The organism is Pseudomonas sp. RP-B7, from assembly GCF_059803535.1.
The window spans coordinates 79,320-100,095 of record NZ_JAPFHC010000013.1 but is presented as its reverse complement, the minus strand read 5'-3'; the positions used below and the strand labels follow the sequence as shown (position 1 = coordinate 100,095).

At 62.2% G+C, this 20,776-nt stretch carries 19 protein-coding genes; 8 read left to right on the top strand and 11 right to left on the bottom strand.

Annotation, left to right across the window (positions count from 1 at the left end):
- Positions 1-45: 45 nt before the first annotated feature.
- The 3 genes from OPU96_RS14380 to yiaY all read right to left on the bottom strand — a co-directional run bounded on the left by OPU96_RS14380 (position 46) and on the right by yiaY (position 2,880).
- Positions 46-966, bottom strand: coding sequence for a LysR family transcriptional regulator (locus OPU96_RS14380; protein ID WP_226455251.1), 921 nt, complete (start codon positions 964-966; stop codon positions 46-48).
- Complete coding sequence (locus OPU96_RS14375; RefSeq protein ID WP_226455250.1) at positions 966-1,640, bottom strand: NAD(P)H-binding protein; 675 nt, start codon at positions 1,638-1,640, stop codon at positions 966-968. Before OPU96_RS14375 ends, OPU96_RS14380 begins: the two co-directional genes overlap by 1 nt.
- Before the next feature lie 91 nt (positions 1,641-1,731).
- Positions 1,732-2,880, bottom strand: coding sequence for an L-threonine dehydrogenase (gene yiaY, locus OPU96_RS14370; protein ID WP_192299249.1), 1,149 nt, complete (start codon positions 2,878-2,880; stop codon positions 1,732-1,734).
- Between the two features lie 123 nt (positions 2,881-3,003).
- Here yiaY and OPU96_RS14365 point away from each other — a divergent pair, with 123 nt between their 5' ends.
- The 5 genes from OPU96_RS14365 (at position 3,004) to OPU96_RS14345 (ending at position 9,517) form a co-directional block, all read left to right on the top strand.
- Entirely contained in the window at positions 3,004-4,020 is a 1,017-nt protein-coding gene (locus OPU96_RS14365; protein ID WP_498559271.1) for a DUF4917 family protein, read from the top strand.
- Between the two features lie 172 nt (positions 4,021-4,192).
- On the top strand, positions 4,193-4,732 hold the full coding sequence (locus OPU96_RS14360) for an RNA polymerase sigma factor (RefSeq protein WP_305392229.1): 540 nt from the start codon (positions 4,193-4,195) through the stop codon (positions 4,730-4,732).
- The gene (locus OPU96_RS14355) at positions 4,729-5,697 is read left to right on the top strand and encodes a FecR family protein (protein ID WP_498559270.1); all 969 of its coding nucleotides are present in this window, start codon (positions 4,729-4,731) and stop codon (positions 5,695-5,697) included. Before OPU96_RS14360 ends, OPU96_RS14355 begins: the two co-directional genes overlap by 4 nt.
- 117 nt (positions 5,698-5,814) lie before the next feature.
- A complete protein-coding gene (locus OPU96_RS14350; RefSeq protein ID WP_498559269.1) occupies positions 5,815-8,388 on the top strand; it encodes a TonB-dependent receptor in 2,574 nt (857 codons plus the stop codon).
- A gap of 229 nt (positions 8,389-8,617) precedes the next feature.
- Complete coding sequence (locus OPU96_RS14345) at positions 8,618-9,517, top strand: DMT family transporter (protein ID WP_305392226.1); 900 nt, start codon at positions 8,618-8,620, stop codon at positions 9,515-9,517.
- Positions 9,518-9,635: 118 nt separating this feature from the next.
- On the opposite strand, the gene OPU96_RS14340 is transcribed toward OPU96_RS14345, so the two are convergent.
- The 4 genes from OPU96_RS14340 to OPU96_RS14325 form a co-directional block, all read right to left on the bottom strand.
- Entirely contained in the window at positions 9,636-10,844 is a 1,209-nt protein-coding gene (locus tag OPU96_RS14340; RefSeq protein ID WP_226455245.1) for a class I SAM-dependent methyltransferase, read from the bottom strand.
- Between the two features lie 201 nt (positions 10,845-11,045).
- Positions 11,046-11,663 (bottom strand): TPM domain-containing protein, encoded by a 618-nt coding sequence (locus OPU96_RS14335; protein WP_226455244.1) that lies wholly within the window; start codon positions 11,661-11,663, stop codon positions 11,046-11,048.
- A 28-nt stretch (positions 11,664-11,691) separates the two neighbouring features.
- On the bottom strand, positions 11,692-12,417 hold the full coding sequence (locus OPU96_RS14330) for a TPM domain-containing protein (protein WP_305392225.1): 726 nt from the start codon (positions 12,415-12,417) through the stop codon (positions 11,692-11,694).
- Positions 12,418-12,435: 18 nt separating this feature from the next.
- Positions 12,436-13,047 carry a LemA family protein gene (locus OPU96_RS14325; protein ID WP_192299258.1) on the bottom strand — a complete coding sequence of 204 codons (612 nt, stop codon included), beginning with the start codon at positions 13,045-13,047 and terminating at the stop codon, positions 12,436-12,438.
- A 225-nt stretch (positions 13,048-13,272) separates the two neighbouring features.
- Between OPU96_RS14325 and bglX the strand changes: the two genes are divergently transcribed.
- On the top strand, positions 13,273-15,564 hold the full coding sequence (bglX, locus tag OPU96_RS14320) for a beta-glucosidase BglX (protein WP_226455242.1): 2,292 nt from the start codon (positions 13,273-13,275) through the stop codon (positions 15,562-15,564).
- Between the two features lie 147 nt (positions 15,565-15,711).
- Here the strand turns inward: bglX and OPU96_RS14315 are convergent, their stop codons facing one another.
- The 4 genes from OPU96_RS14315 to OPU96_RS14300 all read right to left on the bottom strand — a co-directional run bounded on the left by OPU96_RS14315 (position 15,712) and on the right by OPU96_RS14300 (position 19,039).
- Complete coding sequence (locus OPU96_RS14315; protein ID WP_226455241.1) at positions 15,712-16,869, bottom strand: phospholipase D-like domain-containing protein; 1,158 nt, start codon at positions 16,867-16,869, stop codon at positions 15,712-15,714.
- Positions 16,870-16,871: 2 nt separating this feature from the next.
- Complete coding sequence (locus OPU96_RS14310; protein WP_226455240.1) at positions 16,872-17,450, bottom strand: YceI family protein; 579 nt, start codon at positions 17,448-17,450, stop codon at positions 16,872-16,874.
- A gap of 204 nt (positions 17,451-17,654) precedes the next feature.
- Complete coding sequence (locus OPU96_RS14305; protein ID WP_305392222.1) at positions 17,655-17,969, bottom strand: amidase; 315 nt, start codon at positions 17,967-17,969, stop codon at positions 17,655-17,657.
- Positions 17,966-19,039 carry a serine hydrolase domain-containing protein gene (locus OPU96_RS14300; RefSeq protein ID WP_498559268.1) on the bottom strand — a complete coding sequence of 358 codons (1,074 nt, stop codon included), beginning with the start codon at positions 19,037-19,039 and terminating at the stop codon, positions 17,966-17,968. The genes OPU96_RS14305 and OPU96_RS14300 overlap by 4 nt, the downstream gene beginning before the upstream one ends.
- 187 nt (positions 19,040-19,226) lie before the next feature.
- On the opposite strand from OPU96_RS14300, the gene olsB reads away from it, so the two are divergent.
- Positions 19,227-19,982, top strand: a complete 756-nt coding sequence (olsB, locus tag OPU96_RS14295; protein WP_105525131.1) for an L-ornithine N(alpha)-acyltransferase — start codon at positions 19,227-19,229, stop codon at positions 19,980-19,982.
- Positions 19,982-20,773, top strand: coding sequence for a lysophospholipid acyltransferase family protein (locus OPU96_RS14290; protein ID WP_498559267.1), 792 nt, complete (start codon positions 19,982-19,984; stop codon positions 20,771-20,773). Before olsB ends, OPU96_RS14290 begins: the two co-directional genes overlap by 1 nt.
- Positions 20,774-20,776 lie beyond the last annotated feature (3 nt).

The following is a 20,776-nucleotide window of genomic DNA, read 5'->3' as shown; positions in this document are numbered from 1 at the left end:
CGTCAGTTGGCAAGTAGCGTTCGCGAAAGGCGAACGATCGAAGAATTATCTGTAGGACTCAGACGTATTGCTCAGGTAATCAAAGAGCAAACGACTCACTGGCGACAGTTGCGCCTCATCACGCACCACCAGGATCAGGCTGCGATCCGACCAGGCATCCGTCAGCGGCACAGCATGCAAACCCAGGGCGCGGCCGAACAATTCGTACGCCTTGCGCGGCAGAATGCCGATGCCCATGTTCGCCTGGACCATCCGGCACATCGCATCAAACCCTGGCACATGAATACGCAGGCGCAGCATCTTGCCCGCCTCCCGTGCGGCGGCGTGGGTACGCATATTGATCGAGCTGGCGGCGTGCAGGCCGACATAGTCGCTGTCCAGGGTTTCGGCGAAGGCCAGGCTATCGCGGGCTGCCAAGGCGTGATCCGCGGGCATCAGCACCACCAGTTTGTCGAGGCGATAAATCACGCTGGGCAGGCCTTTGATGTCGGTGTCGCTGGAGCAGATGCCCAGGTCCGCCACGCCATCCAGCACACCCTGGACCACGCCGTTGCTGGGGCGCTCCTCCAGGTCGGTTTTGACCTGAGGGTGCAGTGCGGAAAAATCCCGCAGGTCTTCGGGAAGGAACTCAATGATCGCCGAGAGATTGGCCAGCATCCGCACATAGCCGCGCACACCATGGCTGTGTTCGCCGAGTTCCAGGCCCATTTTCTCGACGTTGAACAGCATCTGCCGTGCATGGTGCAACAGGGTTTCACCGGCGGCCGTCAGGTCCATGCCCTTGGCCCGCCGCACAAACAGGCTGACGCCCAGCACCTGCTCCAACTCCATCAGCCGCTTGCTGGCAGCCGACACCGCAATGGCTTCGCGCGAAGCGGCACGGGTCAGCGTGCCCTCTTCAAACACCGCGACAAACAGTTGCAAGGTGATCAAATCCAGGCGGCGCACCAGGCTCTTGTGCAACATCAGCGGCGCTCGCCGGCCAGTCGATTGATCTCGGCCTGCTCCACCACCGGTTGTGGCGCGCCCTGGCTCGCCGCCTGCAACATCGCCCGGCCAACAGTCTCGGTGCTGACAACCCAACTTGGCTTGACCTGGCGTACAAGCGACAGCAACGGCCCGAGCACGGCATAAAACCCTTGGTACAACGGCGTCTTCGACCGCACCCCGTGCAGCGGCTGGATCACCCCTGGCCGGAACAGATACACCGCCTTGAACGGCAAGCGCAGCAAGGCATTCTCGGTCTTGCCCTTGACCCGCGCCCACATCGACTTACCCGCCTCGGAACTGTCCGTACCGGCGCCGGACACATAGATAAACGTCATCTGCGGATTGAGCCGCGCCAACGTGCTGGCCGCGACCAACGTCAGGTCGTAGGTGAGGTGGGTGTACCGGGGTTCACTCATGCCCGCCGACGAAACGCCGAGGCAGAAGAAGCACGCATCAAAACCTTGCAGCAGGTTTTCCAGGGGTTGGAAATCCAGCATGTCGCTGTGCAACACCTGATGCAGCTTGCCATGTTCCTGGGTCAGGGGCGTGCGGCCAACCGCGACCACTTCCTGCACGTCAGCGGCCAGCAGGCATTCACGCAGAACACCTTGGCCGACCATGCCGGTGGCGCCGAATAACAGAACTCTCATAGGGGGACCTCAGCGGCAAGCCGCAAGCTCAAGCTTCAAGTTGAATGCGATTTCACTTGTAGCTTAACGCTTGCGGCTCGTCACTGCCCCGCTAGAAAGCGCTGCGAAAGATCTCTTCTATCTGCCTTTGATCCGCGCGCCGTGGGTTGGTCAGCCCGCACGCATCCTTCAAGGCGTTGGTGGCGAGCAGCGGGATGTCCTGCAACTTGGCGCCCAGTTCACGCAGGCCAGCGGGGATGTCGACGTCCTGGGACAAACTGCGAATCGCCGCGATGGCCGCCTGGGCGCCCTCTTCCACGGTGATGCCCTTGACGTCGGCGCCCAGGGCGCGGCCCACGTCGCACAAGCGTTTGGCGCTGACGCTGGCGTTGAAGCTCTGCACATGGGGCAGTAGGACAGCGTTGCACACGCCGTGGGGCAAATCGTACAAGCCGCCCAGTTGGTGGGCCATGGCGTGTACAAAGCCCAGCGACGCGTTGTTGAACGCCATGCCGGCGAGGAACTGCGCATACGCCATGTTTTCCCGCGCGGCCTTGTCGCTGCCGTCGCGCACGGCCAGGCGCAGGTTGGCACTGATCAGTTCGATGGCTTTGATCGCGCAAGCGTCAGTGATCGGCGTGGCGGCAGTGGACACGTAGGCTTCGATGGCGTGGGTCAAGGCGTCCATGCCGGTGGCGGCGGTGAGGCCCTTGGGCATGCCGACCATCAATGCCGGGTCGTTGACCGACAGCAGCGGCGTGACGTTGCGGTCGACGATGGCCATTTTCACGTGGCGGGTTTCGTCGGTAATGATGCAGAAACGGGTCATCTCGCTGGCGGTGCCGGCGGTGGTGTTGATGGCCACCAGCGGCAGTTGCGGCTTGCTCGATTGGTCGACCCCCTCGTAGTCGCCGATATGCCCGCCATTGGTGGCGCACAGGGCGATGCCCTTGGCGCAGTCGTGCGGCGAACCGCCGCCCAGGGACACCACAAAATCGCAGGCGCTCGCCTGCAAGAGCGCCAGGCCGTTCTCGACGTTTTCCACGTTGGGGTTGGGTTTGGCGCCGTCGTAGATCACCGAGTCGATGTCCTGCATCGCCAGTTTCTCGGCGATCATGTGGGCCACGCCCGCCTTGGCCAAGCCGGCGTCGGTGACGATCAGCGCCTTGCGAAAGCCGTAGTTGCGAATGGCAGTCATGGCTTCGTCGAGGCAATCAGTGCCCATGATGTTGACGGCGGGAATAAAGAAGGTGCTGCTCATGGCGAATCCTCAGAGGCTTTATGCCTACAGAATCAACCCGTGGCGCGCAGCGCATCTTGATCAGGATCAACGCCCGCTCGTGATAAAGTCACCGCCCAGCCGATTTCGAGTAGACCCGCCGCAATGAAGGATTTCCAGGATATTGACGCCCACCTTGAAGACTGGAGCGCCCTGCGCAGCGCGATCGACTTCAGCGGGATTCTGATCGGCAACGGCGCCAGCCGTACGATTTGGGAAGACTTTGCCTACGACTCGCTGTTCGAAAACGCCCGCACCGTCGAAGAAAAGCCCCTGAGCCAATCCGAGCTCAGCGTGTTCGATGCCCTGCAAACCCGCAGTTTCGAGCAAGCCCTGGGTGCCCTGAAAACCACCAGCCGGGTCAACAAGGCGCTGGCAGTCAGCTCGGCGGCGCCGCGCAATCGCTACTACGCGATCAAGGAAGCGCTGATCAATACCATCCACGCCGTGCATATCCCGTGGCGTCTGGTGCAACCGTCGACATTGGCGACGATCAACCGCGAACTGGCAAGCTACTCCACGGTATTCACGAGCAACTACGACTTGCTCAACTACTGGGCGATCCTGCATGCGCCGGGCATTGACGACCTGTTCGGCAGCGCCGACGCCAGCTTCGACCTGCGCAACACCCGCACCGACGCCACGCGCATCCTCTACCTGCACGGCGGTCTGCACCTGGTGCGCAACCTCGACGGCACCGCACGCAAGCTGCCGACCACCGACAGCACCTTGCTCAGCAGTTTTGCGATCAACAACACGATCAAGACCCTCGACGATGTGCCACTGTTTGTCAGCGAGGGCAAGGTTGAAGAGAAGCTCAAGACCATCCGCAGTTCGGATTACCTGTCGTTCTGCTATGAGCAATTGCTGACCCATGAAGGGGCGTTGTGCATCTTCGGCCACGAATTGGGGGCACAGGACAAACACTTGGTGGATGCGATTCGCCAGGCGGGATTGACCACCTTGGCGATTTCGGTGTCGGGACGCAGTGATGGGTTTATTCGTCAGCAGAAGCGGCGGTATTCGCAGCTGTTCGAGGGAACCGATGTGGAACTGAGGTTCTTTGCCGCGCGTACCCATGCGTTGGGCAATCCTGCGCTGTCCGTGCCCGTCGAACGCTGAGAAAAATGTGGGAGGGGCGTGGCCCCGATGCCGGAGTGTCAGCCACTGCATGCGTTGGCTGAACCAGGGTCATCGAGGGCAAGGCCTCTCCCACTTTTTTAGAGACAAATAGCAATGGTTCTCGATACCATTCGCGACTTTCCTACGTCGCGCTTCGTCAAGAAGGATATTCATGTCTCGCCCCAAGCCCGACCCGCTGTCGGCCGATGCCTTTCGCGGGTTCTATACAGATATTCTGTATTTCCTGCGCAAACGCACGGACAACGCCAGCGACGCTGCGGACATGACCCAGGACGTCTTCACCCAATGGCTGGACTACCGCGACCGCGCCAAGGTCGAGCAGCCGCGGGCGTTTCTGTTCCAGATGGCACGCAACCTGCTGCGTGATCACTGGCGCAAACAGAAGGTGCGCCATACCGTCCACAGCGATCAGGCCGAACGGGATGCCGAGCCGGTCACCGACGAGCACAACGAGCCCATGGCCGCCGTGCAGCGCTTGCAACGCCTGGAACAGTTGAAAGAAGTCCTCGCCGAGCTCTCGCCCCGCCGCCGAGAAGCCCTTATGCTGCACCGCTTCGAAGGCCTGAGCCAGGCGCAGATCGCCGAACGCATGGGGATTTCCACCAGCATGGTGGAAAAACACATCGCCTTCGCCCTGCTGCATTGCAAGCGACGCCTTCAACACGAACCCGGCACGGAGCAGCCAGAATGAACCGCCTGAGCGACACAGACGCAATGGACATCGAAGAGATCGACTCTATCGACGCCCAAGCCGCCAGTTGGTTTACCCGCAACCGCAACGACCCCGACCGTACCGAGCGCAAGGCCTTTGCCGCCTGGCAGGCCGAGCCTGCGCATGCCCGCGCCTATGCCGAGTTCGAGCAACTGTGGGCCGACCTGGCCCAATTGCAGCAACTGAACAAACCCGTGGCGCTGCCCAAGCGCAAAGCGCCGATGTGGCGCCCGGCTCTGGCGGTGGCCGCCGCGTTGGTCTGCGCCGTGCTGGCCAACAGGATCGACACGCCACGCGAGCTTTTTCACACCCAGGTTGCCGCCCACGCCAAGGGCATGCGCACCTTGAACCTGCCCGATGGCAGCACCTTGTATGTAAACGCCAACACCCGCGTGCGCGTGGATTTCAGCGCCTACCAGCGCATTCTTCACCTGGACAAGGGCCAGTTGTACATAGAGGTCGCGCCTGACAAGGAACGCCCACTGTTCGTACAAGCCGGCGCAGCGAATGTACGGGTGGTTGGCACCGGTTTTGACGTGCGCCGCAGCCAGCAGCAACTGGTGGTCAGCGTCGCCCATGGCCAGGTCGCCTTCGCACCCGATGCCAAAAGCCCCGTCGCACTGCTCGGAGCCCAACAACGCGCCACCTTCAACTACGCCAAGGGCACCCTGCAGCAGCAAAGCCTCACCGGCGAAGAAGTCGCCGACTGGCGCAGCGGGCACCTGGCATTTCGCAATCGCGAGCTGGCCAGCCTGATCGACGAACTGGGCCTTTACCGCCCGCAAGCCCCGATGCAAGTCAGCCATGCCGTGGCGCAACTGAAGGTCTCGGGCAACCTCGACGTAAACGATCCGGACGCCCTGCTCAGCGCCCTCCCGGCCCTGCTGCCGGTAAAAACCGTGACCTCGGCCGATGGCATCATCAGGATCGAAGCAAACAAATAATATCTATTTGAGAATATTTTGCATTCGCAGGTGTGGATTTATTTACCTGCCCCGTCTTCCTCCGGTCTGCACTTGATACGCACACCTTTTGGCTAGTTAGCCGCACCGGGGGATTTCATGTTTCGCGCGCCTTGCCACGCTTCGCACCTGTTTCTTCGACCGACCCTCATCGCCAGTTGCCTGGCGTTCAGCCTCAGCGCCCAGGCGGATTCGCTCAAGCTGCAACTGCCCGCCCAGGCGCTGGCCACGTCTCTGAGCCAAGTGGCGCAGCAGGCTAAAATCCAGCTGTTGTTCGATGAAACGCTGCTCAAGAACGTGCAGGCGCCAGCGCTCGACGGCGACTTCACCCCGGAAGTGGCCATTCGTACCCTGCTCAAGAACGGTGAATTTACCCTGATCAGGGTCGGCAGCACCTACGTGGTCAAGCCCGAAGACCCCAAGACCACCAACAGCGGCGCGGTGCAACTGGATGCCCTGAGCGTGATCGGCACCGGCAACAAGGTCGACTCCACCACCGTCGGCCGCTCAACCCTGCGCCAGGCCGACATCGACCGCTACCAGCCCAACAACATCCCATCGCTGTTGCAGACCCTGCCAGGCGTGTTCATGGGCGGCTCGTCCAAGCCGGGCGGGCAGACCATCAACATCCGTGGCTTCGGCGAGGCCGAAGACGTACCGATGTCGGTGGATGGCGCGACCAAGAGCGGTTTTGAGCGCTACCAGCAAGGCACGGTGTTTATCGAGCCCGAGCTGATCAAGAGCGTCGAAGTGGAGAAAGGCCCCTACTCGGCCTTCACCGGCAACGGCGGCTTTGGCGGCTCGATCATCATGGAAACCAAAGACGCCCCCGACCTGCTGGAAGACGGCCGCAACGCCGGCGCCATGCTCAAGTACGGCTACGCCAGCAACGACCACGAGCAGGTCTATAGCTCAGCCGTCTACGGCCGCACCGACGACGGCCGCTTCGATGCGCTCGCCTACCTGACCCAGCGCGACGGCGGCGACATGAAACTGGCCGGCACCCCGCCCGATCCCGACAACAAGTTCCCGATCAACCCCAAGCGCCTGCCCAACAGCGCCCAGGATGTGGACGGCAAGCTGTTCAAGGTCAACGCGCACTTCACCGATGAACACAGCATGGGGTTGTCGTACTCGCGCGCGAGCAGCGAGCGCTGGACGCCGTTCTCGGCCAAAAGCTATCCCACACCGCCGCTGCAATCGGCCATCGACCGCTATGGCTACGAGGGCGCACTAAAGCGCTTCCTGGCCAACCGCACCACCGTCGACACCACCTACTCCGGCAAGTACGTCTACCAGCCGCTGGACAACCCGCTGATCGACTTGAAGCTCAGCTACTCGGTGTCCCGCACCGACCAGACCGACGAGCGCAACGAGGACGCCTCGTTCAGCCTGGCCACCGGCGGGCGCAAGATGGACACGGCCTATGGCGACAAGATCCTGGAGTTGCGCAACACCAGCCTGTTCAACACCGGGCCGCTGGAACACGCGCTGACCACCGGGGTGCAGATCCGCAAGCACAAGCGTGAAACCGAAAGCTGGATGCCGGGCGCCACCTACAACACCGCCAAGTACAACTACGGGCATTTCCAGCCGTACTTCATGCCCCACGGCAAAGTCGACACCCATTCGTTCTACGTGCAGGACGCGGTGACGATCGGCGACGTGACCATCACCCCGTCCCTGCGCTATGACCATGTGCGCAACCGCGGCGAAGCCAACGACGCGCCTTACTACAGCAACCCCGATCCCAGCATCGGCCACGACTACAGCGACAAAACCTACACCGGTTGGTCGCCGCGCCTGGCCGCCTACTGGGCCATCACCCCGGATGTGGCGATGTTCGCCAGCTGGAACAAAACCTGGCGCGCCCCGGTGATCGACGAACAATACGAAGTGCAAGGCCTCGGCAGCCGCACGTCCACCAGCCTCAACCTCAAGCCGGAGCGCATCACGGCGATCACGGCGGGTAACGTCACCAACTTCTCCAACCTCATCGGCCATGGCGACAACCTGCAACTGCGCACCACGCTGTTCCATAACCGCATCGAAGACGAAATCTTCAAGGCCACGGGCATCGGTTGCGCCCGGCAAAACAGCGTGTCCGGCACCATCGACAGCGTCTGCACCAGCGCCGACATGGCGGCCAAGACCAACTACCGCAACGTCGGTGGCATGACCATCAAGGGCTTCGAGCTGGAAGCCTATTACGACTCGACTTACGTGTTCGGCTCGGTGACCTACTCCTGGGCCACCGGCAAACGCGACAACCCCTACACCAACCCGTGGGCCACCAGCACCCACGTGTACGCGCGAGATATTCCACCGGCCAAATGGGTGCTGATGATGGGCAACAAGATCCCGGCGTGGGACGCGCAGGTCGGCTGGACCGCGCAGTTCGTGCGCAAGACCGACCGCCTGCCCAGCGACAAATACTCCAGCGGCTTCAACAGCAGCGTGGGCGACACGTTCTACGACCAATACGCCAACGACGACTACGCCAGCATGGGCCTGTTCGCCAACTGGAAGCCGCAGCAAGCCGGCCTGAAAGGCACCGAGGTCAACTTCACCGTCGATAACCTGCTCAACAACAACTACCGCCCGGCACTCAGCGGCGACCGCGCCTACAGCGAAGGGCGCAACGCGAAGATCAGCGTTACGCGGTTCTTCTAACCGAGCGAGCCGGTCGAGTGGGAGCTGGCTTGCCTGCGATAGCATCACCTCGGTGCAACAGGCATACCGAGGTGCCTGCATCGCGGGCAAGCCCAGCTCCCTACACAAACCCGGTTCCTCCAGCATGCAACTGTACGGATAAATCCGCACCCAGCTGTAGGCCCTTGATCGGCGGGGGTTGTGGCTAGATGGGCTTCCCTTGAAGCCCTATCGATTTCGGTCCCACTCCATGAGCTCGCGCGAAAACACCGGTATGGCCCTTGGCCTGCTGGGCGTCATCATCTTCAGCCTGACCCTGCCCTTCACCCGCATCGTGGTGCAGGAAATCCACCCGTTGCTCAACGGCCTCGGCCGTGCGTTGTTCGCGGCGATCCCGGCGGCAGCCTTGTTGCTGTGGCGCCGTGAACAGTGGCCGAGCTGGCGCCAGGTGCGCGGGCTGTGCCTGGTGATTGCCGGGGTGATCCTGGGCTTTCCGGTGCTGTCGGCGTGGGCCATGCAAACCCTGCCGGCGTCCCACGGCGCGCTGGTCAACGGCCTGCAACCGCTGTGTGTGGCGCTGTATGCGGCGTGGCTGTCCCACGAGCGGCCGTCAAAAGCCTTCTGGGCCTGCGCGGCGCTGGGCAGTGGGCTGGTGTTGAGTTATGCCTTGATCACCGGCGCGGGCAGTATCCAGGCGGGCGACTTGCTGATGCTCGGCGCCATCGCCGTGGGCGGCCTCGGGTATGCCGAAGGTGGCCGCCTGGCCAAGGAGATGGGCGGCTGGCAGGTGATCTGCTGGGCGCTGGTGCTGTCGACGCCGCTGTTGATCGGCCCGGTGTGGTACTTGGCGGCGCAGCATCAAGGCGCGGTGTCGATGCGTACGTGGTGGGCGTTTGGGTATGTGTCGCTGTTCTCGCAGTTCCTGGGGTTCTTCGCCTGGTACGCCGGGTTGGCCATGGGCGGCATTGCGCGGGTCAGCCAGATCCAGCTGTTGCAGATCTTCTTCACCATCGCGTTTTCGGCATTGTTCTTTGGCGAACACATTGAGCCGATTACCTGGGTGTTTGCCTGTGGGGTGATTGTGACGGTGATGCTGGGGCGCAAGACTTCGGTGCAGCCTGCGCCTGCTCTCAAGCCAGACACGGTCTAAATGTGGGAGCGGGCTTGCTCGCGAATGCGGTGTGTCAGTCACACATTTTTCAACTGATCCACCGCGTTCGCGAGCAAGCCCGCTCCCACACAAGCCCACTCCCACAGGGGATAGCTGTTCAGTTCAGGTAGCCATCCGCACGCAGCAGGGTTTCCAGGCAGTGTTCGGTGATGTGGTAGAACGCCTTCAGCTCCTGGATTTTTTCCAGCAACTGCGCGTTATCCAGCGGCTGCTCACGCTTGACCGCCAGAATCATCTTGTTTTTGTTGGTGTGATCCAACGAGATGAATTCAAACACCTTGGTTTCATATCCGCACGCTTCGAGGAACAACGCACGCAAGCTGTCGGTCACCATCTCGGCCTGCTGTCCCAGGTGCAAGCCGTATTGCAGCATCGGCTTCAACAGCGCCGGGCTCTGGATCTGCAGGCGGATCTGCTTGTGGCAGCACGGCGAGCACATGATGATCGACGCGCCGGAACGGATACCGGTGTGGATCGCATAGTCGGTGGCGATGTCGCAGGCGTGCAGGGCGATCATCACGTCCAGTTCGCTCGGCGCCACGCTGCGCACATCGCCACATTTGAACACCAGCCCCGGATGTTCCAGGCGCGCGGCGGCGCTGTTGCACAACGTCACCATGTCTTCGCGCAACTCGACGCCCGTCACCTCGCCCTCGGCCTTGAGGGTGTTGCGCAGGTAATCGTGGATGGCGAAGGTCAGGTAACCCTTGCCCGAGCCGAAATCGGCGACGCGCACCGGGCGGTCCAGTTTGAGCGGTGAGCTGGTCAGCGCATGGCTGAACACTTCGATGAACTTGTTGATCTGCTTCCACTTGCGCGACATCGACGGGATCAGCGCCTGCTTGGCGTCGGTCACGCCCAGGTCAGCGAGGAATGGCCGGCTGAGGTCGAGGAAGCGATTCTTCTCACGGTTGTGCTCGGCGCTCGGCGCCTCGCGCAGTTGCTGCGGTTTGCTTTTGAACAGCGAGCTTTTGTTCTTCTTGCTGTATTCCAGCTGGGCTTCGTCGGTCAACGACAATAAGTGCGCGTTCTTGAACTGCGCCGGCAGCAGCGCGGCAATCGTCGCCACGCCCTCGGCCACGGGGAAGTTCTTGGTGATGTCGCGGGTTTTATAGCGATAGACGAAGGACAGGCACGCCTGCTCCTTGACCGTCACCGCCTTGATGATCAGGCGCTGCAACTCGGCTTCGTCACCGACGTACTTGGCCAGCACCAGCTTGATAAAGGCGTTCTGCGCGAGGCTTGTGCCGAGCAGTTCGATGAACTGGGCGTGGTGGTCGCTGACAGGTTGAGCGGTGACAGACATGAACAAAAACGCCTCGGGCTGGGAATGCCGGGCATTTTAGGGGGGACGGGGCTTCAGGGCACGGGGTTATTTGACTAACGGTAATTGTATTGCCGACACAACACCCAATGTGGGAGCGGGCTTGCTCGCGAATGCGGTGGATCAGACAATGAATCTGTTGACTGACACACCGCATTCGCGAGCAAGCCCGCTCCCACATTTTTAGTTGAGTACGATCAGGCGATTGGGCAATTCATTGCGGGTTTGCGTCACCGGCACATGCACCTTCAACAACTCGCCACACGCTTCGATGCAGTCGATAAACCCCGCCAGCGTCTGCCCCTGCTTCACCTGTTGGGTAAACGCCTGCACGATGGCATCCCAACTGCTGTCATCCAGGCGCTTGGAAATCCCGTCATCTACCAGGATCTCCACATACCGCTCCGCCTCGCTGACAAAAATCAGCACGCCGGTGCTACCCAGGGTGTGGTGCAGGTTCTGCTCCAGGAACTGTCGGCGGGCCAGGTTGGATGCGCGCCAATGGCGCACCGAACGCGGGATCAAGCGCGTGGTGACCTTGGGCAAGCGGAACACCAGGCACAACACGATGAATGTCGCCCACTGCGCCAGCAGCAAGGTGTACATGGTCATGTAGCCCGACAGGTAATGCACCACGCCGGGCACCACCAGCGCGATCAGACTGGCCCACAACAGCGGGATATAGGCGTAATCGTCGGCGCGGGCCGCCAGTACCGTCACCAGCTCCGCGTCGGTGGTTTTCTCCACGCGGGCGATGGCTTCGGCGACTTGGCGCTGCTCGTGTTCAGTCAGTAATGCCATGGTTATCGTTGCTCTCTCATTATTATCATCACCAGCCGCCCGAAGCCCCACCGCCGCCGAAACCACCACCGCCGCCACGGAAACCGCCGCCGCCACCGCCGCCACCACCACGGCCGCTGCTGCTGAGAATCGCCAGCAGGATCGCGCCCACCGGCAGACCCAGGCGATTGCACAACCACAACACGCCGATCAGCAGGATAAACAAGCCAATGGAAAACCCGGGATTATCCTTGGCAAAGTTGGCATCCGCCACATGCGCCGGCACGGCCAGCGGTTCGCCGCCCACCACCTGCAGCATCGCCGCCACGCCGTCGCTGATGCCCTGGCTGAAGTTACCAGCCTTGAACTTCGGTGCGATCACCTGGTTGATGATCACCCACGCTTGCGCATCGGTGAGCACACCTTCCAGGCCGTAGCCGACTTCGATGCGCAATTTGCGCTCATCGCGGGCGACGATCAGCAGTGCGCCGTTGTCCTTGCCCTTCTGGCCGATGCCCCAGTGGCGGCCCAATTGGTAACCGAAGTCTTCAATGGGCACGCCTTGCAGGTCGGGCACGGTGACCACCACGATCTGGTCGCCCGAGGTCTGCTCCAGCGCCTGCAATTGCTGGGTCAGCCGCTCGCGCGTGGGCGCGTCGAGCATCTGGGCGTTATCGACCACCCGCCCGGTCAGCGCCGGGAATGTCAGCGCCGCCTGGGCCACGCCCACGCAAGCCAACAGCCACAGCGCCAGGCCTATCCTTAGTAAACGCATCGACACCTCAGTGCAGCTTTACTTGAACTTCACTTGCGGCGCTTTATCGGCGTCGGCGCTGGTGGCTTCAAACGAGGCGCGGATCGGCAAGTCGCTGTACATCACGCTGTGCCACAGCCGGCCCGGGAAAGTGCGGATCTCGGTGTTGTAGGCCTGCACCGCCTGGATAAAGTCGCGGCGCGCCACGGCGATGCGGTTTTCGGTGCCTTCAAGCTGGGATTGCAAGGCCAGGAAGTTCTGGTTGGCCTTGAGGTCCGGATAGCGCTCGGACACCACCATCAGACGGCTGAGGGCGCCGCTCAAACCGTCCTGGGCTTGCTGGAACTGCTTGAGTTTTTCCGGGTTGTCGAGGGTGCTGGCATCCACCTGGATCGAGGTGGCCTTGGCCCGTGCTTCGATCACCGCGGTAAGGGTGTCCTGCTCATGGGCGGCGTAGCCCTTGACCACTTCCACCAGGTTGGGGATCAGGTCGGCACGCCGTTGGTACTGGTTCTGCACCTGGCCCCAGGCGGCTTTGGCCTGTTCGTCCAGTGTCGGAATATTGTTGATGCCGCAACCGCTGAGCACGCTGCTGATCAATAACAATGCCGCGGCTTTCAAGCCCCAGCGGTAACCCTGTGCTGCTTGCATGGTGTTTCTCCTGGCGAACTTTGATGGAATTTGGCAACCGTGAGGCATAATCCGCTACCACGACTGGATTGCATCGAATCAATCAGCTAAAAAGATGCCCACCGCAAACAAGAGTTCCGAAGTGTGCGGCATTTGTCGGTATAACACTCGAACAACAACGTACGCTCCCCACATTTTGGCAGAACAGCGCATTTTCGCTGTGCAGTGAGCCGAAAAAGGATATTCATGAAAAAGCTGTGTTTGCTCGGCCTTGTTGCCACTCTGGCCAGTCACCCCGTATGGGCAGAAACAAAGCCTGCTGCGCTTAAGGACAAGGACGCCTTCGTCAGCGACCTGCTCAAGCAGATGACCCTCGATGAGAAGATCGGCCAATTGCGCCTGATCAGCATCGGCCCCGAAATGCCCCGCGAGCTGATCCGCAAGGAAATCGCCGCCGGTCGCATCGGTGGCACCTTCAACTCGATCACCCGCCCGGAAAACCGTCCGATGCAGGACGCGGCGATGCGCAGCCGCCTGAAGATCCCGATGTTCTTCGCCTATGACGTGATCCACGGCCACCGCACTATCTTCCCGATCAGCCTGGCACTGGCCTCCAGCTGGGACATGGACGCGATCCACCGCTCCGGGCGCATCGCCGCCCAGGAAGCCGCCGCCGACAGCCTCGACATTACCTTCGCGCCGATGGTCGACATCTCCCGCGACCCACGCTGGGGCCGTACCTCCGAAGGTTTCGGCGAAGACACCTACCTGGTTTCGCGGATTGCCGAAGTGATGGTCAAGGCGTTCCAGGGCACCAGCCCCGCGAATGCCGACAGCCTCATGGCCAGCGTCAAGCACTTCGCCCTGTACGGCGCGGTGGAAGGCGGGCGCGACTACAACGTGGTCGACATGAGCCCGGTCAAGATGTACCAGGACTACCTGCCGCCGTACCACGCGGCGATCAAGGCCGGTTCCGGCGGCGTGATGGTGGCGCTGAACTCGATCAACGGCGTGCCCGCCACCGCCAACACCTGGCTGATGAACGACCTGCTGCGCAAGGACTGGGGCTTCAAGGGCCTGGCCGTGAGCGACCACGGCGCGATCTTCGAACTGATCAAGCACGGCGTGGCCAAGGACGGGCGTGAAGCCGCCAAGCTGGCAATCAAGGCCGGTATCGACATGAGCATGAACGACTCGCTGTACGGCAAGGAATTGCCAGGGCTGCTCAAGTCCGGCGAGATCGAACAGAGCGACATCGACAACGCCGTGCGCGAAGTACTCGGCGCCAAGTACGACATGGGCCTGTTCAAGGACCCGTACCTGCGCATCGGCAAGGCCGAGGATGACCCGGCCGACACCTATGCCGACAGCCGCCTGCACCGCGCCGAGGCGCGTGATATTGCCCGGCGCAGCCTGGTCTTGCTGAAAAACCAGAACAACACCCTGCCACTGAAAAAATCCGCGACCATCGCCCTGGTCGGCCCGCTGGCCAAGGCCCCGATCGACATGATGGGCAGTTGGGCCGCCGCCGGGCGCCCGGCGCAATCGGTGACCCTGCTGGACGGTCTGAACGCGGTGATCGGCGAAAAAGGCAAAGTGATCTATGCCCGCGGCGCCAACATCACCAACGACAAGGCCGTGGTCGACTACCTCAACTTCCTCAACTTCGATGCCCCGGAAGTGGTGGACGACAAACGCGCACCGCAAGTGTTGATCGACGAAGCGGTGAAAGCCGCCAAGAGTGCCGATGTGATCGTGGCAGCGGTGGGTGAGTCCCGTGGCATGTCCCACGAATCCTCCAGCCGCACCGACCTGAACATCCCGCAGAGCCAGCGCGACCTGATCAAGGCGCTGAAAGCCACCGGCAAGCCGCTGGTACTGGTGCTGATGAACGGCCGTCCGTTGTCGATTCTCGAAGAGAACCAGCAGGCCGACGCGATCCTGGAAACCTGGTTCGCCGGCACCGAGGGTGGCAACGCCATCGCCGACGTGCTGTTTGGTGACTACAACCCATCGGGCAAGCTGCCGATTACGTTCCCACGTTCGGTGGGGCAGATTCCGACCTACTACAACCACCTGACCATCGGCCGGCCGTTCACGCCGGGCAAGCCGGGCAACTACACCTCGCAATACTTCGATGACACCACCGGGCCCTTGTTCCCGTTTGGGTATGGCCTGAGCTACACCACGTTCAGCCTGTCGGACATGGCGTTGTCGTCCACCACCCTGAACAAGACCGGCAAGCTCGACGCCAGCGTCACCGTGAAGAACACCGGCAAGGTCGACGGCGAAACCGTGGTGCAGCTGTATATCCAGGACGTGGCCGGTTCGATGATCCGCCCGATCAAGGAGCTGAAGAACTTCCAGAAGGTGCTGCTCAAGGCTGGCGAAGAACGCACGCTGCACTTCAGCATTACCGAGGACGACTTGAAGTTCTACAACACCCAGCTCAAGTTCGCGGCGGAACCGGGTGAGTTCAATGTGCAGATCGGGTTGGACTCCCAGGATGTGCAGCAGCAGACGTTCGAACTGCTCTAAAACCGTACGCGGTCAAAAAAAAATGTGGGAGCGGCGGTGCGACGATTCGACTTGCTCGCGAAGGCGTCGTGTCAGCCACTGAAGAGTTGGCTGATCCACTGCATTCGCGAGCACCGCCGCTCCCACATTTTTCTCTCAGCGGTCTGGTTAACCGCGTCGGTTGAGCACGTTGACCACCAACCGATCAATCCACCCCCACACCCGCTGCTTCACTCGCCGCCACAACGGCCGCGACTTCCATGCCTCCAGGCTGACCGCCAGGCTCTGGGCAAAATCCCGCTCGAAACTGCCCGCCACCGCTTGCGTCAACTCTGGGTCCAACGCTTCCAGGTTGGCATCGAGGTTGAAGCGCAGGTTCCAGTGATCGAAGTTGCACGAGCCGACACTGACCCAATCGTCCACCAGCACCATCTTCAAGTGCAAAAAGCATGGCTGGTATTCAAAGATCTGCACCCCCGAGCGCAGCAGGCGCGGGTAATACCGGTGCCCGGCATAGCGCACGGACGGATGGTCGGTGCGCGGGCCGGTCAGCAGCAAGCGCACATCCACCCCGCGCCCTGCCGCCCGGCGCAATGCGCGGCGCACGCCCCAGGTCGGCAGGAAGTACGGGGTCGCCAGCCAGATACGTTGCTGGCCGCCGTTCAAGGCGCGGATCAGCGATTGCAGAATATCCCGATGCTGGCGGGCGTCGGCGTATGCAACACGTCCCAGCCCCGGCCCGGTGGCGGGCATTCTGGGCAAGCGCGGCAAGCCGAAACGGGTCGCGGGTTTCCATTCGCGGCGGGCGGCGTTGGCGTGCCATTGGCGGTCGAACAGCGCCTGCCAGTCCTGCACCAGCGGGCCGCTGATCTGCACCATCACTTCGTGCCAGTCGGCCGTGTCGTGGCCCGGGTTCCAGAATTCATCGGTAACACCGGTGCCGCCGACGAAGGCGCAGCCCTGGTCGACCAGCAACAGTTTGCGGTGGTCGCGGTACAGGTTGCGCATCCAGCGCCGCCAGTTCAGGCGATTGTAGAAACGCAGTTCCACACCGGCATCGGTCAGGCGTTTGCGCAGCCCGAGGGTAAACGCCAGGCTGCCGTAGTCATCAAACAGGCAGCGCACCCGCACACCCCGTTCAGCGGCAAGCACCAACGCCTGCACCATGGCCTCGGCACAGGCGCCGGCTTCCACCAGGTACAACTCCAGTTCAACCTGCCGCTCGGCACGGGCAATCTCCACCAGCATCTGCGGGAAGAAATTCGGCCCGTCGATCAACAACTCGAAGCGGTTGGCGCTGCGCCACGGGAACACTGCGCCGCCCACGGTCAGCGCGCCGTAAAGATCAGCACCGCACCCACCGGCACCGACAAGCTGATCGACGCCAAACCGGCCGCCTTGCGCAACGCTGCCACGCCGGGCATCAAATCGAAGTCCTCGGCATGCATCACCACCGGCTCCAGGGTCACGACCTGGAAGCGCCGGTCATCCAGGCGCGTGGCGAGCAGTTCGGCGTTGTAGGTCTGGGTCTTGCCGTGCAAGGTGACGCGCAGCGGCAAGCGCAGTTCCAATTGCGCGCCGGGGGCCAGGTCATTGATGGGTTGCAGGTTGATCTGCGCGTTGATCAGCGCGTCGGGAAAGGTCTTGATTTCGAACAGGTCATTGCGCATACGCTCATCGCGCAACGGAATGCCGCTGTTGATCGACTCCAGTTCCACTTCGACCTGCGCCGCGCCGTTGCCGTCGACTTTGCCATGCAACACCAGAAAGCGCTGCACTTCGGCGATGTCAGTGTTTTTGCTGGTGACGAAGGACAGGCGTGAGGATTCGTTATCCAGATACCAGTCGGCATGGGCAGGCACGGCAGCGGCGGCCAACAGAGCGAAGGCCAGGGGTTTGATCAGCATTAAAGACTCGTAGGGAGAAAAACCTGCACGAACCTTAAGCGCAATGTCCCAAGCGGCGCAAATCCAATCTGGGCACGGGTTTGAGTGGAGTGGCGCTTGTGTGGGAGCGGGCTTGCTCGCGAAAGCGGTGGGTCAGTCAACTATTCAGTGGCTGACATGACGCTTTCGCGAGCAAGCCCGCTCCCACAAGGGATATGAGGCGTATCAGGGATTGAGGCGGCAGCCCTGGCGGTCGCCAAGCCAGCGCGCCGTGTGGGTACGCCCCATCCCGCTGGCGGTAACTTCGCTGCGCTCGGGGTTATCGCTCAACGCACTGGTGGGCACGTATTGCTTCACGTAACCACGGCAATACTCGGCGGGGTTGTTCGCCACATAACGGCACGAACAATATTCCTTGGCGGTATAAGCCGCGATGATGTCGGGAAAGGCTTGCAGGTTGACGCGCTCGTGCCAGGCCCAGCCCAAAAGGGCGAGCAACAGCACGATCAGCAGGCTTGTAAACGGCCGACCACGGATCATGGCTGCACCGCCGCGAGCACGCGCTTGAGCAGTTCGTTGTGGCGGTAACTGCCGTCGCGATCATCGCCGTAGCGCACGATCACCAAGTGTTCGTCGGGCATCACATACAGCGCCTGTCCCCAATGGCCCAGGGCGGCGAAGGTATCGGCGGGCGCATCCGGCCACGGCCTTTGGGCGCCTTGATTGAGCCACCAGTGCCCGCCCGGCACGGCTTCATCCTGGCCGGCCTGGTAGTGGGCAAACGCCTGGCGATTGAAGGCAATCCATTCCTTGGGCAGCAACTGCTGCTCGCCCCAGCGACCGCCCCGCGCCATCAACAGGCCGACGCGCGCGAGGTCGCGGGCAGTGAGGTAGGCGTAGGACGAGGCGACAAAGGTTTCATCGGCATCGGTTTCCCACGTCGCGTTGTGAATGCCCAACGGCTTGAACAGCGCATCCCACGGGTAACTCATGTAAGCCTTGTGGCCAAGCATGCCCTTGAGGGCGGCGGACAGGATGTTGCTGTCGCCGCTGGAATAACGGAACACCTGGCCCGGCGCGTGGGCGGCGTCGGTGTCGGCGGCGAACTCGGCCATATCGCGATGTCCACGGGTGTAGAGCATCGCCACCACCGAGGATTTCAGCGGGGCGTATTCGTAGTCCTCCTGCCAGTCCAGACCCGAGGCCCAGTGCAACAGGTCGGCCATCGTCACCGTGGGGTGCTGCTTCATCGGCGGATAAAACCGCGCAGCCGGGTCAGTCAGTTTGAAGCGGTTTTCACCGTAGGCCACGCCCAACACCGTCGCCATCAGGCTTTTACTGACAGACCAAGTGAGGTGCGCAGTGCTGGCCGTGGTCGGCGCGGCGTAGCGTTCGTAGATGACCACGCCATCACGGACCACCAGCAGCGCATCGGTGCGAATGCCTTGGCGGGTGGCATCGTCGCGCGGGGGAAATGCGTAGGCGTTCAGGGCATCGAGCGCGGGGCCTTCGATTTGCGAGCCCCTGGCCCACTCCTTGGCAGGCCAGGTTTCGGCGTGGGCGGTAACGGTGACTGACAGCAGGGCAACACACAACAGGCCTCTGACCATGGACGCGGACTCAAGGGGGGCATTCAAGCCCGCGAGGCTAGCGCAGGGCAATGACAGATTTGCGACAGGGCAGCCTGTCATCCAAGCGTCACCATAACTTCATGGAGATGACACCGGGCCTCCATAGCCTGAGTTTGGACAACAAAGTCGACCGGCCGAAATCGTGGCCGGCACTCGGAGACTCGCCATGACTCAGATCGCCCGCATCAGCGACACCGGCAATGAACGCCGTCTGCAAGCCGAACGCCTGGTTGGCGCGCAGGCATTGCAGGAAGCCCAGGCCTTGCGGTTCAACGTGTTCAGCGGCGAATTCAACGCCAAGCTGAAAGGCGCGGAACTGGGTCTGGACATGGATGACTATGATGTTCACTGCAGCCACATCGGCGTGCGGGACTTGAACAGCGGTCGTTTGGTGGCCACCACCCGCTTGCTCGACCACGCGGCCGCCAGCACCCTGGGTCGGTTCTACAGCGAAGAAGAATTCAGCTTGCATGGCTTGCTCCACCTGCAAGGCCCGATCCTGGAAATCGGCCGCACCTGCGTCGACCCGGCTTACCGCAACGGCGGCACCATCGCCGTATTGTGGGGCGAGTTGGCCGAAGTGCTGAACCAGGGCGGCTACAGCTACCTGATGGGCTGCGCGAGCATCCCGATGCACGACGGCGGCATCCAGGCCCACGCGATCATGCAGCGCCTGCGCGAACGCTACCTGTGCAACGAACACCTGCGTGCCGAACCGAAAAAACCGCTGCCGGCGCTGGACCTACCGTCCAACGTCATCGCGGAGATGCCGCCGCTGCTCAAGGCTTACATGCGCCTGGGTGCGAAGATCTGTGGCGAGCCGTGCTGGGACGAGGATTTCCAGGTGGCCGACGTGTTCATCCTGCTCAAGCGCGATAACTTGTGCCCGCGCTACGCCCGCCACTTCAAGGCGGCCATGTGATGAGCCGCCTGCGGGTGTACGGGCGCATTGCCCGCGTGCTGGTGGTGGTGGCGCTGGGCTTGAGCATGGCCAGTGTGTTTGGCCTGTTCGAGCGTTTGGGTATCGCCAATTCGATGCCGCGGCGCCAGCGTTGGTCGCGGTTTTTCATGGCGCGGCTGACCAACGCCCTGCCCTTTCGCGTAACGGTACACGGTGAGCTGCCGACCCAGCCGATGCTGTGGGTGAGCAATCACGTGTCGTGGACCGACATTCCATTGCTGGGCGCCGTGGCGCCGATGTCGTTCCTGTCCAAGGCCGAAGTGCGCACCTGGCCGGTGGCCGGTTGGTTGGCGGCGAAGGCCGGCAGCTTGTTCATTCGCCGTGGTTCGGGCGACAGCCAGTTGATCCGCAAGCAGATGACCCGCCATCTGGAGCAACAGCACCCGCTGCTGATGTTCCCCGAAGGCACCACCACCGACGGGCGCAGCCTGCGCACCTTTCACGGGCGCTTGCTGGCCAGTGCGATTGATGCGGATGTGGCGCTACAACCTGTCGCGATCCGCTATCTGCGCGAGGGTCAGGTGGACGCATTGGCGCCGTTTATTGGCGATGATGATTTGCTCTCGCACCTGATGCGCTTGTTTGCCAATGATCAGGGCGATGTAGAAATTCATCTGCTCAAGCCGATTGCGTGCGCCGGGCAGGAGCGTGCGGCGCTGGCGTATCAGGCGCAGCAGGCGGTGCAGAAGGCGTTGTTCGGGCCGGTGCCGGAGGCGGAACAAGTGGATGCTCGGCCTGCATTCGCCGCTTAAAGC

Excerpts from the sequence above, each read along its gene's own strand:
- yiaY (WP_192299249.1), bottom strand. The coding sequence starts at position 2,880 with ATGAGCAGCACCTTCTTTATTCCCGCCGTCAACATCATGGGCACTGAT.
- bglX (WP_226455242.1), top strand. The coding sequence starts at position 13,273 with ATGAAAAAGCTGTGTTTGCTCGGCCTTGTTGCCACTCTGGCCAGTCAC.
- OPU96_RS14355 (WP_498559270.1), top strand. The coding sequence starts at position 4,729 with ATGAACCGCCTGAGCGACACAGACGCAATGGACATCGAAGAGATCGAC.
- OPU96_RS14310 (WP_226455240.1), bottom strand. The coding sequence starts at position 17,450 with ATGCTGATCAAACCCCTGGCCTTCGCTCTGTTGGCCGCCGCTGCCGTG.
- OPU96_RS14330 (WP_305392225.1), bottom strand. The coding sequence starts at position 12,417 with ATGCGTTTACTAAGGATAGGCCTGGCGCTGTGGCTGTTGGCTTGCGTG.
- OPU96_RS14290 (WP_498559267.1), top strand. The coding sequence starts at position 19,982 with ATGAGCCGCCTGCGGGTGTACGGGCGCATTGCCCGCGTGCTGGTGGTG.
- olsB (WP_105525131.1), top strand. The coding sequence starts at position 19,227 with ATGACTCAGATCGCCCGCATCAGCGACACCGGCAATGAACGCCGTCTG.
- OPU96_RS14365 (WP_498559271.1), top strand. The coding sequence starts at position 3,004 with ATGAAGGATTTCCAGGATATTGACGCCCACCTTGAAGACTGGAGCGCC.
- OPU96_RS14375 (WP_226455250.1), bottom strand. The coding sequence starts at position 1,640 with ATGAGAGTTCTGTTATTCGGCGCCACCGGCATGGTCGGCCAAGGTGTT.
- OPU96_RS14335 (WP_226455244.1), bottom strand. The coding sequence starts at position 11,663 with ATGGCATTACTGACTGAACACGAGCAGCGCCAAGTCGCCGAAGCCATC.
- OPU96_RS14380 (WP_226455251.1), bottom strand. The coding sequence starts at position 966 with ATGTTGCACAAGAGCCTGGTGCGCCGCCTGGATTTGATCACCTTGCAA.
- OPU96_RS14325 (WP_192299258.1), bottom strand. The coding sequence starts at position 13,047 with ATGCAAGCAGCACAGGGTTACCGCTGGGGCTTGAAAGCCGCGGCATTG.
- OPU96_RS14350 (WP_498559269.1), top strand. The coding sequence starts at position 5,815 with ATGTTTCGCGCGCCTTGCCACGCTTCGCACCTGTTTCTTCGACCGACC.
- OPU96_RS14340 (WP_226455245.1), bottom strand. The coding sequence starts at position 10,844 with ATGTCTGTCACCGCTCAACCTGTCAGCGACCACCACGCCCAGTTCATC.
- OPU96_RS14360 (WP_305392229.1), top strand. The coding sequence starts at position 4,193 with ATGTCTCGCCCCAAGCCCGACCCGCTGTCGGCCGATGCCTTTCGCGGG.
- OPU96_RS14345 (WP_305392226.1), top strand. The coding sequence starts at position 8,618 with ATGAGCTCGCGCGAAAACACCGGTATGGCCCTTGGCCTGCTGGGCGTC.
- OPU96_RS14300 (WP_498559268.1), bottom strand. The coding sequence starts at position 19,039 with ATGGTCAGAGGCCTGTTGTGTGTTGCCCTGCTGTCAGTCACCGTTACC.
- OPU96_RS14305 (WP_305392222.1), bottom strand. The coding sequence starts at position 17,969 with ATGATCCGTGGTCGGCCGTTTACAAGCCTGCTGATCGTGCTGTTGCTC.